14 protein-coding genes and 1 pseudogene are annotated in these 14,013 nt (G+C 54.8%); 5 read left to right on the top strand and 10 right to left on the bottom strand.

All coding sequences use genetic code 11. The features are described from left to right. Window positions 1–64: 64 nt before the first annotated feature. Window positions 65–1,924, top strand: coding sequence for a pentapeptide repeat-containing protein (locus tag ACSZO1_RS09960; RefSeq protein WP_437612038.1), 1,860 nt, complete (start codon window positions 65–67; stop codon window positions 1,922–1,924). Between the two features lie 54 nt (window positions 1,925–1,978). Here ACSZO1_RS09960 and ruvB read toward each other — a convergent pair whose 3' ends face one another. The 6 genes from ruvB to aspS form a co-directional block, all read right to left on the bottom strand. Next, window positions 1,979–2,986, bottom strand: coding sequence for a Holliday junction branch migration DNA helicase RuvB (ruvB, locus tag ACSZO1_RS09955; RefSeq protein ID WP_437612035.1), 1,008 nt, complete (start codon window positions 2,984–2,986; stop codon window positions 1,979–1,981). Between the two features lie 8 nt (window positions 2,987–2,994). Then, the gene (ruvA, locus tag ACSZO1_RS09950; RefSeq protein WP_437612032.1) at window positions 2,995–3,609 is read right to left on the bottom strand and encodes a Holliday junction branch migration protein RuvA; all 615 of its coding nucleotides are present in this window, start codon (window positions 3,607–3,609) and stop codon (window positions 2,995–2,997) included. Window positions 3,610–3,690: 81 nt separating this feature from the next. Beyond that, window positions 3,691–4,215 carry a crossover junction endodeoxyribonuclease RuvC gene (gene ruvC / locus ACSZO1_RS09945; RefSeq protein ID WP_437612030.1) on the bottom strand — a complete coding sequence of 175 codons (525 nt, stop codon included), beginning with the start codon at window positions 4,213–4,215 and terminating at the stop codon, window positions 3,691–3,693. A 37-nt stretch (window positions 4,216–4,252) separates the two neighbouring features. Beyond that, window positions 4,253–4,996 (bottom strand): YebC/PmpR family DNA-binding transcriptional regulator, encoded by a 744-nt coding sequence (locus ACSZO1_RS09940; protein WP_437612028.1) that lies wholly within the window; start codon window positions 4,994–4,996, stop codon window positions 4,253–4,255. Window positions 4,997–5,168: 172 nt separating this feature from the next. Continuing rightward, a complete protein-coding gene (nudB, locus tag ACSZO1_RS09935) occupies window positions 5,169–5,603 on the bottom strand; it encodes a dihydroneopterin triphosphate diphosphatase (protein ID WP_437612026.1) in 435 nt (144 codons plus the stop codon). Window position 5,604: 1 nt separating this feature from the next. After that, entirely contained in the window at window positions 5,605–7,383 is a 1,779-nt protein-coding gene (gene aspS, locus ACSZO1_RS09930) for an aspartate--tRNA ligase (RefSeq protein WP_437612024.1), read from the bottom strand. Between the two features lie 319 nt (window positions 7,384–7,702). Between aspS and ACSZO1_RS09925 the strand changes: the two genes are divergently transcribed. The 4 genes from ACSZO1_RS09925 (at window position 7,703) to cmoB (ending at window position 11,005) form a co-directional block, all read left to right on the top strand. Then, window positions 7,703–8,266 (top strand): hydrolase, encoded by a 564-nt coding sequence (locus tag ACSZO1_RS09925; RefSeq protein ID WP_437612040.1) that lies wholly within the window; start codon window positions 7,703–7,705, stop codon window positions 8,264–8,266. A 31-nt stretch (window positions 8,267–8,297) separates the two neighbouring features. Further along, entirely contained in the window at window positions 8,298–9,122 is an 825-nt protein-coding gene (locus ACSZO1_RS09920) for a DUF72 domain-containing protein (RefSeq protein ID WP_437612022.1), read from the top strand. Between the two features lie 177 nt (window positions 9,123–9,299). Beyond that, complete coding sequence (gene cmoA / locus ACSZO1_RS09915) at window positions 9,300–10,040, top strand: carboxy-S-adenosyl-L-methionine synthase CmoA (protein WP_437612020.1); 741 nt, start codon at window positions 9,300–9,302, stop codon at window positions 10,038–10,040. Beyond that, complete coding sequence (cmoB, locus tag ACSZO1_RS09910) at window positions 10,037–11,005, top strand: tRNA 5-methoxyuridine(34)/uridine 5-oxyacetic acid(34) synthase CmoB (protein WP_437612018.1); 969 nt, start codon at window positions 10,037–10,039, stop codon at window positions 11,003–11,005. The genes cmoA and cmoB overlap by 4 nt, the downstream gene beginning before the upstream one ends. Before the next feature lie 226 nt (window positions 11,006–11,231). Here the strand turns inward: cmoB and ACSZO1_RS09905 are convergent, their stop codons facing one another. The 4 genes and pseudogenes from ACSZO1_RS09905 to ACSZO1_RS09890 all read right to left on the bottom strand — a co-directional run bounded on the left by ACSZO1_RS09905 (window position 11,232) and on the right by ACSZO1_RS09890 (window position 13,958). Then, on the bottom strand, window positions 11,232–11,858 hold the full coding sequence (locus tag ACSZO1_RS09905; protein WP_437612016.1) for a LysE family translocator: 627 nt from the start codon (window positions 11,856–11,858) through the stop codon (window positions 11,232–11,234). 36 nt (window positions 11,859–11,894) lie between these two features. Beyond that, window positions 11,895–12,722: a hypothetical protein gene (locus tag ACSZO1_RS09900; RefSeq protein WP_437612014.1), complete on the bottom strand. Its 828-nt coding sequence runs from the start codon at window positions 12,720–12,722 to the stop codon at window positions 11,895–11,897. 23 nt (window positions 12,723–12,745) lie between these two features. Then, a pseudogene (locus ACSZO1_RS09895) lies at window positions 12,746–12,997 on the bottom strand (LysR substrate-binding domain-containing protein); the annotation flags it as partial. A 193-nt stretch (window positions 12,998–13,190) separates the two neighbouring features. Continuing rightward, a complete protein-coding gene (locus ACSZO1_RS09890; RefSeq protein ID WP_437612012.1) occupies window positions 13,191–13,958 on the bottom strand; it encodes an XRE family transcriptional regulator in 768 nt (255 codons plus the stop codon). Between the last annotated feature and the right edge of the window lie 55 nt (window positions 13,959–14,013).

The following is a 14,013-nucleotide window of genomic DNA, read 5'->3' as shown; positions in this document are numbered from 1 at the left end:
CAGAGTCCATGTTCGCGAAAGTGTCCATGGTAGAAAACACGGGCAAAAATAAAAGACGGTCTGGATGAGACGCTTACATTTATTCGACTGTCGATTCCATAATAACACCCATATCACCGATGCAAATTTAACCGGTGCCACGCTGCTCAATTGCCGGCTAAATGGCATTGAAGCCTGCCGCGTGACGTTGCATCGCGCACGCATTGATCACACAGCGATAAAGGACGCTAATTTATCGGGTGCAGATATGCGTGACAGCACTATCACCGACAGTGATTTCTCGGGCAGTGACTTCTCCCAGGGCACGCTTGAAGGGGCATCGGTGACAGGCGGACACTTGCGGGATGTGTTGATGGCAGAGTGCATCATTAGCGGTATCAGGATCGAGGGTGTTTCACTGGCTGGCGCCGATCTTTCCTCCGCCATCATGAATCACGTCAGCATGATAAATGTCGGGCTGAAAAACATCCTGCTCAATAACAGCCTGACGCTGCATTTACCGGAATGGAACCACGCCAGCCAGGGACGCTATCTGGCGCACCCCACAGACAGTCTGCTGCGTACACTGGAAGGCATTCCGCCACAGTACAGTAAGCTGAAGATCAGGCTGGCGGAACAGCTGGTTGACTCACTTGAGCGCAGTGAACGAGAGGTTACGGCAGTCGTCTGGCCGCTGCTCAATGTCCTTGGGCGTGCGTTCTGGCGGCAAAGCGAACGGATTCAGACATTCAACTATCAGCTTATCGGCCAGTATCTCTCGGCATACAATTTGCGCGCACTGCCGCGGCTTAACCAGGACATGCTCTCCGTTATTCTTGACAATCTGCAGGGTGATCTGCCGCTGGCCTTCAGACACCAGGGGGCGTTTACCCAGCTGATCAATCAGGCCGTTTTCACGTCTCAGCAGACTGACCTGCGACGGCTGGCGCTGCGTACTTATCACCACTACCTGCAACAGCCTGCCGTGCAGGCATCGCTTCGGCAGCGCGGCAGTGTGGAGATTGTCCGGCAGTTGCAAAGATCTGAAACGGACTGGCGCGACAATCTGGCCGCCAATTTTCTGCTGGTTTCCGCACAGCATGCTGGCCCATTAATGCTGATATCCAGCACCGACCTGCAGCTCATGCTTAAACCCACACCAGGCAGCTGGGATCGTTACTGGCTAATCAATCATGGCTGTGTTCTGGAACTGGAAAACTATGCGACAGCGCAACTGGTCGAAGATCATTTTCCCTTATTTCGCGCTTCCTGGCAGGCGCAGCAGAGCCTGAATCCGCTTAATCGTCTGTTCACCCTGTTAAATATGGACGACGATCTTTACACGCTGTTTATCAATGCCAGTAGCCAGCCCGCCAGCAGCCGCAAACTCACCAGCGTTGAATCTCTGGCCCCACTGGAGACGATTTTCCGGCCTCTGATGACGTTTGACGAAGGCAGCAACAGCGAGCCCACGATGACCGCTCAGCATTATCAGGAGATTTTAAATCTTTATGCGCTGAATGACGCCAGCGACCACGAAAAGGCAGCAACGCTGTTCTGCATCGCTATTATCTTTGTCCGCCTCGCCTCCTCCACACACCTTGGCGACGAAGATAACTCTCCGTATCTGCTTCGGTTTTACAGCTTTATTTGTCTGAAAGAGGCTTACCGGTTCGATCCCGATATGTTTGTTGTCGGCCCGCCACCCGAAGAGGCGTCGCCCAGCATCGATGACTATCCTGAGCTGAAAGGACGTTTGCTGGGAACCACACAGGTGACAGATGAAGAGCCAGCAGCCGGGGACATGCCTGCCGGAGCCACGCCTATCCCGTGTACCGTCACCTATGTTCATTGCGCGGAAACACTGGCGACACATATGTCAGAACTGGCGAAGATGGTATGCAGGGATACGCTAAATCGTTTTTATCCGCCCACCTGGAACTGACGGAACGGCAGCACCACCCCGTCAGCGGCAACGGGGTGAACACTGCCCGCGGTATCAGCTGTTGTCGCGGCTGATACCAAAGTGTTTATAGGCATGCTGGGTGGCGATACGGCCACGCGGGGTGCGCTGGATAAAGCCCTGCTGAATTAAATAGGGTTCCAGTACATCTTCGATGGTTTCGCGCTCTTCGCCAATGGCCGCTGCAAGGTTGTCGAGCCCTACCGGCCCACCGGTAAATTTATCGATAATCGCCAGCAGCAGTTTGCGGTCCATATAGTCGAACCCTTCGGTGTCGACATTCAGCATATCCAGCGCCTGTGACGCCACATCGCCGCTCATATTGCCATTCGCGCGCACTTCCGCGAAGTCGCGCACCCGACGCAGCAAACGGTTAGCGATACGCGGCGTCCCGCGTGAACGACGGGCAACTTCCAGCGCCCCTTCGTCACTCAGTGGCAGGCCAAGACAGGCGGCACTGCGTGCCACAATATGATGCAGGTCTTCCACACGATAAAATTCCAGGCGCTGCACAATGCCAAAACGGTCGCGCAGTGGTGACGTCAGCGAGCCTGCGCGCGTGGTAGCGCCAATCAGGGTAAACGGCGGTAAATCGAGTTTAATCGAGCGCGCTGCCGGACCTTCACCGATCATAATATCCAGCTGATAATCTTCCATCGCCGGATACAGCACCTCTTCCACCACGGGTGACAGACGGTGGATCTCATCGATAAACAGCACATCGTGGGGTTCGAGGTTGGTGAGCATCGCCGCCAGGTCGCCCGCTTTCTCCAGCACCGGGCCGGAGGTGGTGCGCAGATTGACGCCCATTTCGTTGGCAACAATGTTCGCCAGCGTGGTTTTACCGAGGCCGGGAGGTCCGAAGATCAGCAGATGGTCGAGCGCATCACCACGCATCTTCGCCGCTTTGATAAAGATCTCCATCTGCTCCCGCACCTGCGGCTGGCCGACATACTCTTCCAGCAGCTTCGGGCGAATGGCGCGGTCGATTACCTCTTCTTCACTGATGGCGCCCGGCGAGACCAGGCGATCGGCTTCAATCATGCTTTACCTCAAATGGCTGCACGGAGTGCTTCGCGGATCAGTGTCTCACAGTCCGCACCTGCGCGCCCGACTTTGCTGATCATGCGGCTGGCTTCCTGCGGTTTATAGCCCAGCGCCACCAGTGCAGAGACCGCTTCCGCTTCGGCATCGTTTTCTGCCGGCGCCGGACTTTCGCTGGTCAGCGCAAAGGTGGAATCGCTGGCAAACAGGTCGCCATGCATGCCTTTGAAGCGGTCTTTCATCTCCACCACCAGACGTTCCGCGGTTTTCTTGCCCACGCCAGGCAGTTTCACCAGTGCGGCAATCTCTTCGCGTTCCACGGCGGTAACAAACTGTTGTGCGGACATGCCGGAGAGGATCGCCAGCGCCAGCTTCGGTCCGACGCCGTTCACTTTAATCAGTTCACGGAACAGCGCGCGCTCCTGTTTGCTGTTAAAACCAAACAGCAGTTGCGCATCTTCACGCACTACAAAATGGGTGAAGATAATCGCTTCGTGATTCAGTTCAGGCAGCTCGTAAAAACAGGTCATCGGCATATGCACTTCATAACCCACACCGCTGGCTTCGATTAATACCTGGGGCGGTTGTTTCTCAAGAATGATGCCTCTCAGACGACCTATCACATTAGCTTCCTTAGAATAATCAGGGGATGGCAGTGTTTATAACATAAAAAAGGCTGGATGAATATCCAGCCTGAGAGGTCTTTAAGAACGTAAACGCCCACGCGCCAGTTGCAGGCGCCCGCTGCTGAGCTGGCTGGCATTCTGGCTGACATGACAATGCGTAATGGCAATCGCCAGCGCATCAGCGGCATCCGCCTGCGGATTAGCCGCCAGTTTCAGCAGGGTGCGTACCATATGTTGCACCTGGCTTTTCTCTGCGCTGCCGATACCCACCACCGTCTGTTTCACCTGACGCGCGGCGTATTCAAACACCGGTAAATCATGATTCACCGCCGCGACAATCGCCGCGCCGCGCGCCTGGCCCAGTTTCAGTGCTGAGTCAGCATTCTTCGCCATAAATACCTGTTCTATGGCGAAAAACTCAGGCTGGAACTGGGTGATAATCTCGCTGACGCCAGCATAGATCAGCTTCAGTCGTGACGGCAGATCGGTCACATTGGTGCGGATACACCCGCTGCCAAGGTAGGTGAGCTGCCGCCCGACCTGACGAATCACACCGTAACCGGTGACACGTGAACCGGGGTCAATACCCAGAATAATGGCCATCACGCGCCTCCGTTAGCAGACTGCAGGGCAGACGCCATTACAGGGTTGCCGCCACCTCATCAGAAATTTCACCGTTATGGTAAACTTCCTGAACATCGTCACAGTCTTCCAGCATATCGATCAGACGCAGCAGTTTTGGTGCAGTTTCCGCATCCAGATCCGCTTTGGTCGATGGGATCATCGACACTTCTGCGGATTCCGCAGTCAGACCGGCAGCATCCAGCGCGTCTTTTACCTGACCCAGCGATTCCCAGGCAGTAAACACGTCAATCGCGCCGTCGTCATAGGTCACCACGTCTTCTGCACCGGCTTCCAGCGCGGCATCCATCACGGTGTCTTCGTCCAGACCTGGCGCGTAAGAAATCACGCCCTTTTTGCTGAACAGGTAAGCTACTGAGCCGTCAGTGCCCAGGTTGCCACCGGTTTTGGTGAAGGCATGACGCACTTCAGATACGGTACGGTTACGGTTATCACTCAGGCACTCGACCATAACCGCAGAGCCGCCAGGACCGTAACCTTCATAAATGATGGTTTCCATGTTGCTGTCATCTTCACCACCCACACCACGCGCGATGGCACGGTTCATGGTATCACGCGTCATGTTGTTGGACAGTGCTTTGTCCATCGCCGCACGCAGACGCGGGTTAGAGCCAGCATCGCCGCCACCCAGTTTCGCAGCGGTAACCAGCTCACGAATGATTTTGGTGAAGATTTTACCGCGCTTGGCATCCTGTGCCGCTTTGCGGTGCTTGGTATTCGCCCATTTACTATGGCCAGCCATTCTTGTATGTCTCCAAATGATAGTTCGCACAGGCTATCTTACTTGCGACTTTGTCCGCCGGCAGTGCTCGCACCCCTCACGTACCTGAGTACGCTCGGGGTACTGCGCGCTGGCGGCGAACAAGTTCGCTGCGCCGATAACGCCTGGCCTTTCAGAACCCAAAAATAAAAAATTAAATCACAAATTCTTCAATTGCCTGGCGGTTACTCCAGGACTTCGTTAGCTGCGCAGCGTCGCCAGCATCCAGCCATTGATATGCCAGATGCTCGCTCAGCGTGATCGCCCGTTCCGTCGGCAGCGCCAGGGTAAACCAGTGTTCGTGATTGTGTGTCACGCCCGGCGCATAACGATGGCGGAAGTGACTGAAGATCTCGAATTCTATCTGCCGCTGGCAGTCGACCACTGTCAGCTGCTCGGCATGAATATCAATTGCAACCTCTTCCTGCACTTCGCGCGCGGCGGTCTGTGCGGGCGTCTCCTCCGCTTCCACACTGCCCGTCACGGACTGCCAGAAATCGGGATCATCACGCCGCTGCAGCATCAGCACCCGCCGGGTGTCGCGGGCGAAGATCACCACTAACACCGAGACGGGCTGCTTATATGCCATATTACTGATTCTCTGGCTTTTCCTTCTTCACCACCTGAATCGCCAGCTCGTCCAGCGAAGCCGGATTGGCAAAGCTTGGCGCATCCGTCATCAGACAGGCCGCCGCAGTGGTTTTCGGGAAAGCAATCACATCACGAATGTTATCGGTGCCGGTCAGCAGCATCACCAGACGGTCCAGACCAAAAGCCAGACCGGCGTGTGGCGGAGTTCCGTACTTCAGAGCGTCAAGCAGGAAGCCAAACTTCTCACGCTGTTCGGTTTCGTTAATCTCCAGAATGCTGAACACGGTTTGCTGCATCTGGCCGTTGTGAATACGCACAGAACCACCGCCCACTTCGTAGCCGTTGATCACCATATCGTAAGCATTCGCCACCGCCGTTTCCGGTGCGGCCTGCAGTTGCTCTGGCGTCATCTCTTTTGGCGCAGTGAATGGGTGGTGCATCGCAGTCAGACCGCCTTCGCCATCGTCTTCAAACATTGGGAAGTCAATCACCCACAGCGGCGCCCAGGCAGACTCGTTGGTGATGCTCAGGTCACGGCCCAGTTTCAGACGCAGTGCGCCCAGGGCATCAGCAACCACCTTCGCGCTGTCAGCACCGAAGAAAATCATATCGCCGTCAGCCGCGCCGGTACGGGTCAGAATCGCGTCAACGATGTCTGCCGTCAGGAATTTCGCCACCGGACTGGTGATACCGTCCAGACCCTGTGCACGCTCGTTGACTTTGATATAGGCCAGTCCGCGCGCACCGTAGATTTCGATAAACTTGCCGTACTCGTCGATCTGCTTACGGCTCAGGGTGGCACCACCCGGCACACGCAGCGCCGCCACACGACCTTTCGGGTCATTTGCCGGACCAGAGAACACTTTAAACTCGACATCTTTCAGCAGGTCAGCAACGTCGACCAGCTCCATCGGGTTGCGCAGGTCTGGTTTGTCAGAACCGTAGCGACGCATCGCTTCGGCAAAGGTCATCTGCGGGAATTCACCGAGGTCAATGCCCTTGACGTCCAGCCACAGTTCGCGCGCCAGACGCTCCATCACTTCACGCACCTGCGGCGCGGTCATAAAGGAAGTTTCGACGTCGATCTGGGTAAATTCTGGCTGACGATCAGCACGCAGGTCTTCATCGCGGAAGCATTTGACGATCTGATAGTAGCGGTCGAAGCCTGACATCATCAGCAGCTGTTTAAACAGCTGTGGTGACTGTGGCAGCGCGTAGAATTTGCCTTTGTGCACACGGCTTGGTACGAGGTAGTCACGCGCACCTTCTGGTGTCGCTTTGGTCAGCATTGGCGTTTCGATATCGAGGAAGCCATTATCGTCCATAAAACGACGCACAAAGCTGGTGATTTTCGCGCGGGCTTTCAGGCGGTTCGCCATCTCCGGACGACGCAGGTCCAGGTAGCGATATTTCAGGCGCGCTTCTTCGGTATTGGTCTGGTTAAAATCCAGCGGCAGTGGCTCGGCACGGTTAATGATCACCAGATCGGTGGCGAACACTTCCACTTCTCCCGTCGCCATGTCGCTGTTTTTGTTTTTCTCATCACGCGCACGCACGGTGCCGGTTACCTGAATGCAGAATTCGTTACGCAGTTCAGCAGCCAGTTTAAACGCGTCCTGACGGTCCGGATCGAAGAACACCTGCACGATGCCTTCACGGTCGCGCATATCAATAAAGATCAGGCTGCCCAGATCGCGGCGACGATTGACCCAACCACACAGTGTCACTTGCTGGCCTACATGAGACAGATTGATCTGTCCGCAATACTCAGTACGCATAACGCTATCCTTTTAACTTCATCGCTGCTGCACGCGCAGCATTCAGGTCGTCTTGTTTGATTCCCCGCCAGCCGGACATATTGCCATGGCCGCCGGTGTTGAGCAGACGCTGCCCGGAAAAAGGCAGGCATTATAATGTAAAATCGGCGAGGCGATAAGTGCCGGGCTGCATAAGCGCCGCATATCGCAGCGATTGCGCCTGCTGGTATCAGGGTTTATCACAAAAACTAACAAAATTCGTCACTTCACGACACCTTTCGCCTCACACTCCGCCATCTTTTCTGGCTAACCTGCCCTTTTCCCTGCTGTTATGGAGACAATAATGAAACTGAATCCCGCTACCACGGCACTGGTACTCATCGATCTGCAGGAAGGTATTCTGCCTTTTGGCCTCGGCCCACACAGCGCCCGCGATGTTGTCGCACGTGCGGCAAAACTGGCGCAGCAATTCCGCGCGGCGAACGCGCCGGTGATTCTGGTACGCGTCGGCTGGTCGGCTGATTTTGCCGAAGCCCTGAAGCAACCGGTCGATACCCAGCATGCTGCAGCGGTACTGCCGGACAACTGGTGGGACTGGGCGGCCGGTCTTGGCGAGCAGGAGAGCGATATTAAAGTGATCAAACGCCAGTGGGGCGCATTCTACGGCACCGACCTGGAGTTACAGCTGCGCCGCCGTGGCATTGAAAATATCGTGCTGGCGGGGATCTCCACCAATATCGGTGTTGAATCCACCGCGCGTAACGCCTGGGAACTGGGCTTTAACCTGGTGATTGCTGAAGACGTCTGCACCGCAGGCAGTGCGGAACAGCATCAGAGCAGTTTCGACTGGATTTTCCCGCGTATTGCGCAGGTTCGTCAGTCGGGCGAAATTGTCTTAGAATAATGGCCTGACAGGGAAGAACAGGAACACGAGAATGCAACCAATCCGCCTGGGTTTACCGCAATGGCAACACCCACAATGGAAAAAGCTGGGGATGGAAACCCTGGCGGATTATGCCCGTTATTTTAACTGCGTCGAAGGCAACACCACGCTGTACGCGCTGCCAAAAGCGGAAATTGTACTGCGCTGGCGCGATATGACCGACGACGACTTCCGCTTCTGCTTTAAATTTCCCGCCACCATCAGCCACAAGTCTGCATTGCGCCAGTGCGACGATCTGATCGAAGAATTCTTCCGCACCCTCGATCCGCTGGCGGCACGCATCGGCCAATACTGGTTACAGCTGCCCGCTGCCTTTGGCCCCGCAGAGTTACCGGCGTTATGGCATTTTCTTGATGCCCTGTCGCGCGTCTTCCAGTATGGCGTGGAAGTCCGTCATCCGGCGTTTTTCGCCAAAGGCGCCGATGAGCAGGCGCTGAATCGCGGCTTACATCAGCGTGGCGTGAACCGGGTGATCCTCGACAGCCGCCCGGTACATGCCGCCACCTCCGGCACGCCAGCGGTGATTGAAGCACAACGCAAAAAACCAAAAGTTCCGCCGCATGCCGTAATGACCGCCAGCAATCCAATGGTGCGTTTTATCGGCGGTGACGATCCGCAGGCCAATCTGCCCTTCTTTACTAACTGGCTGCATAAACTGCCGGAGTGGTGCCAGCATGGTCAGCCGTGGTTATTTATTCATACGCCAGATATTGGCGAGGCGATGACGTTAATCCAGAGCCTGTGGCCGCATCTGCAACAGGCGCTGCCCGCAATGGGCCCGGCACCTGACTGGCCGCAGCAGGCGCAGCTGTTCTGATCATTCGATTGCGGAGCGATTGATAGCCCACTCGCTTTCAGGCAGACAACCCCTGTGCTGGCACGGAACTCGCCAGCCACATCATTTATTACGTTATGCTGGCAGAAAAGGTGCAGCGCGCGCCGCTTTCTGCCAAAATAATGCCCTTTCTTTCCGCAGTTCACCGGACTTACCGTTATGCCTAACCGCGATACGCTTTTCTCCGCGCCAATAGCGAAGCTTGGCGACTGGACCTTTGATGAGCGCGTAGCTGAAGTTTTTCCCGATATGATCCAGCGCTCGGTGCCAGGTTATTCCAATATCATTTCGATGATTGGCATGCTGGCGGAACGCTTTGTGCAGCCACAAAGCAAGGTTTATGACCTGGGTTGTTCACTGGGTGCCGCCACCCTTTCTGTGCGGCGCAATATTGCTGTGCCTGGCTGCCAGATTATTGCCGTCGATAACTCCCCGGCGATGGTCGAACGCTGCCGCCGCCATATCGATGCCTTCCGCGCCGATACGCCGGTCGAGGTGACTGAAGCGGACATCCGCGATATCCCCATTGAGAACGCCTCAATGGTGGTGCTCAACTTTACGTTGCAGTTCCTGGCACCAGAAGAGCGTCAGCAGTTACTGAATACCATTTATCAGGGACTGAATCCGGGCGGCGCGCTGGTGCTGTCGGAAAAATTCAGCTTTGAGGATCAGCAGGTCGGCGAACTGCTGTTCAATATGCATCACGACTTTAAACGTGCCAACGGCTACAGCGAACTGGAAATCAGTCAGAAACGCAGCATGCTGGAAAATGTGATGCTGACCGACAGCGTGGAAACCCATAAGCAGCGCCTGCGACACGCCGGTTTCGAGCATGCCGAACTGTGGTTCCAGTGTTTTAACTTCGGCTCTCTGGTTGCCGTCAAAGCGAGTAATGCATGATCGACTTCGGTGACTTTTATCAGCTGATCGCCAAAGGCCCTCTAGCGCCGTGGCTGGAAACCCTGCCGGCACAAATCGCCGCCTGGCAGCGCGAAAACCTGCATGGTCACTTTAAAGACTGGCATAAAGCGGTGGAACATTTACCCCTGCTGCAGCCTGAGCGACTGGACCTGCTCAACAGCGTCACCGCCGACAGCAGCACGCTGAGTGACCGCCAGCGCGCCGGGATTACCACCCTGCTGCGCAATCTGATGCCATGGCGCAAAGGCCCCTACTCGCTGTACGGCACCGACATCGATACCGAATGGCGCTCCGACTGGAAGTGGCAGCGTGTCCTGCCACACATTTCACCGCTGGCCGGACGCACCGTGCTCGATGTCGGCTGCGGCAGTGGCTACCACATGTGGCGTATGCTCGGCGCGGGCGCACAAATGGTGGTCGGCATCGACCCGATGCAGCTGTTCCTGTGCCAGTTTGAAGCCGTGCGTAAACTGCTGGGTAATGACCAGCGGGCACACTTACTGCCGCTGGGTATTGAGCAACTGCCGGAGCTGAAAGCCTTCGATACCGTGTTTTCGATGGGCGTGCTTTATCATCGCCGCTCACCGCTGGATCACCTCTATCAGCTGAAAAACCAGCTGGTCAGCGGTGGCGAACTGGTGCTGGAAACGCTGGTCATCGACGGTGATGACCAGGCCGTGCTGGTGCCAGGCGATCGCTATGCACAGATGCGTAATGTCTACTTTATTCCATCGACCGGCGCGCTGAAAAACTGGCTGGAAAAGTGTGGCTTCGTCGATGTACGTATCGCCGACTACTCGATTACCAGCACTGACGAACAGCGCCGCACTGAGTGGATGACCAGCGAATCGCTGGCGGAGTTCCTCGACCCGGAAGACAGCAGTAAAACAGTCGAAGGTTATCCGGCGCCGCTACGCGCGGTGCTGGTGGCGACAAAGCCGTAACGAAAACAGACGGGCCGGATATTTCCGGCCCGTCTGTTTTGAGTACAATGCCTGCGTACTGATAACTGGCAGCAACGAAAAAGCCTGAAGCACAGGGAACACGGTCAGAAGAGGAAAGCGTCCCGCGCCAGGACGGCGCGGGCCGAGCGGCCAGGGATGGCGAAAAGCGACTTCCCGATCTGACAGTGCTCCCTGTGCCTGCACCATTCAAATCGCACCACCCTCTTTAGCGCTTCGACAACGCCAGTCTGGCAGCAAAAGCGATAAACACACAGCCCGTCAGGCGATCCATCACTTTCATCACCAGCGGTTTACGCAACTTCTCAGCAAAATAATGCGTGGAAGCAATCAGCACACCGCACCACAGAATACCCACCGCAACATGCGTCAGCGCCATTCCGGTACTCCACAACGCCACGGAAGCCCCCGCCGGGATAAACTGCGGCAGGAAAGAAACATAAAATACGCCCACTTTAGGATTGAGCAGATTGCCGAATAAACCTTTGCTGAAGAAACCCAAATACCCCGCCTGCTTGCTGCCAGTATTCATCTGCGGATTAAATTCCGTGCGCGGTTTCAGCAGCAAGCCGACACCCAGCCACAGCAAATAGGCCGCCCCGGCGAATTTGATCAGGTTATACGCCATTTCAGACGCCAGCAGCAGCGCTCCCAGCCCAAGACCTACCGCCACACCCCATACCAGACAACCCACATTAATCCCCAGTGCGGTTGCCAGCGCTTTCTTCCAGCCACTGGCGACAGAGGTACGCAGCACCAGCGCAGTATCAAAGCCGGGCGTCAGCGTTAAAATCACAATGGCGACAAAAAACGAGATCAGTGATGCACTTACCATATAACCTCTCTGTCAGTTTTACGTCCCGGGGTGGGACTATTTATTTTTCTTCTCCGCATTCCAGTACTCATAACGCGAGGCTGCACTGATATTGCGTTTAATTGCGGTGCTATCGAAGACTTCGGTTTCCTGAATATAACTCAGCGTACAGTTGCCCATATCATCCCATGACTGGCACTCATGAATGGCCGTAATCCCACTGACCGGTGTTTTCGATACCGCGCGCAGCCCCAGCTCGCGATGCTGCTTATCATAGCTGTAGGTATCTTTGCTTTTATCTGAGGTGACACTCGCCAGATCGCCACGGGCATTCCATTTATAACGATACTCACCATTGGAAAGATGATCCGTACCACGCGCGACGCTTTTTTGCAGATGCAGCTGTTTATCATAGGTGTAAGTGCTGTCGGTAAAGCCTTTCTCGCCCATCAGGGTAAAGACATCGCTGGCACTGGTGATATTGCCATTTTTCCCCTGCTGGTATGCCACCATGCCCTGCTTATTGGTGACCTCAACCCACTTATTATCCTTATTAACACGCACCGAAATCTTATAGTCGGCCTGCCAGCCCGTTGGGGTGCGCATCACTTGCTGCTCCATATTGAGCTGCACATTATTCTCATTTTTATCGTAACTGGCTTCCGCCACCAGCAACCGGCCACACTGGTCAAACTGCCCGAGCAGCCGCTTTTGCGAATTGACGTCTTTGCCAAACTCACCCACCACCACCTGGCGGATCGGCCCTTTCGCCGTGCCGCCGAGCATAATCAGATTATTGCTGTCGTTCACCACTTTGCTGTTCGCCGGGCACGGTTCAGCAGCGTAGGCGGAAATACTCAGCACCGAGCTGACGGCCAATGTCATTAAACAAGCTGCATCTCTTTTAGTCATAATCCTGGCCCTGAAGTCGGTGAATGCTGCTCACGAATAAAATCAATAAATGCCCGCAACGGCGCCGGAATCAGGCGTCGATCGGGATAATATAACCAGGGTCCGGGAAATTCCTGCCACCAGGGCTGCAAAATCGCTTCCAGTTCGCCACTGTCGAGCGCCGGACGCAGCCACTCTTCGAACAGACAGATCACGCCACCACCGGCAATCGCCGTTGTCACCGCCAGTTCCACGGCAGCGCCGACTGTGGGGGAGTGATCGTTTTTGCATAGTTAAGTCAGGGATGATCTGAGACTGGAAAGTCAGATAGGACAAGGGCTGCGGCGATGCGAGACGATTTTGCACGCATCATGGAGTTTTGAGCAAATATGAGAAAAATTGTGTTTAATTTTGCACTGCAATGCACATCTTTAACTTAATTTTAAGCTGCTTTTAATACCGTTAGATCACACGCCCATACCAGACAACCTTCCCTACAATGTCGAAGTCGCTTGGAACATTGTTTAGATTTATTGTGAACGGCAGGTATGCCGGGTTAGTGCTGCTGATATGCAGCTCTGAGCCTGGCAGTCTCTGTACACGCTTAACGATGAGTTGGCCATCAATGCGCAACACATAAATACCCTCACGCGGCTCGCGGTCACCGTGATTAACCAGGATGATATCTTTGTCATTAAGCACGCCCTCCATCGAATCCCCAGATACGCTGATTACAGAAAGTTTGGTCGGGTCTGCCTTCAAATGATTCACTATCCAATATTTACGAAAGCTAACAGTAAACATAGGACTCTCCAGCTCATTCCAGGAGCCGTAACCCGCCGATGCTGCCACGTTGTAACGTGGTACAAAGATAAAGTCCTCCAAATCCACCTCATTACCCAGCACATCGGTAACCTCTGTGGAGCCAGTCACGACAGAGTAAGGCTTCGATTTAACTTCTTTCTCTTCAACACCCGTTGCCAGCCACTCAATCGAGACGCCTAACACTCTGGAAATTATCACTAGGTTATCCAGGTTTGGCTGTGTTGTGCCTGAAAAATACTTGTGCATAGCTCCATATGAGATGCCGCACTCAGCTGCGAATGATCTCATACTTTTATCACCTATCACTTTCCGCAACCTTTCACCAAAAGTGGTTCCTTTTGCGTTATCAACAAAAGGAACATTGGTCCCTTTAATATCAGTTGGTTCCTTTCCTGTGTAAGTCATTGATTCCTCTTCTGCATAATCGGTTACCACCTTAGAGATAGGTATTTACATAAAA

It is taken from the genome of Erwinia sp. V71, from assembly GCF_965644245.1.
In the GTDB taxonomy this organism is placed as follows: Bacteria; Pseudomonadota; Gammaproteobacteria; order Enterobacterales; family Enterobacteriaceae; genus Erwinia.
The sequence above is the reverse complement of the archived record's forward strand: the minus strand, read 5'-3'. Positions and strand labels throughout refer to the sequence as shown.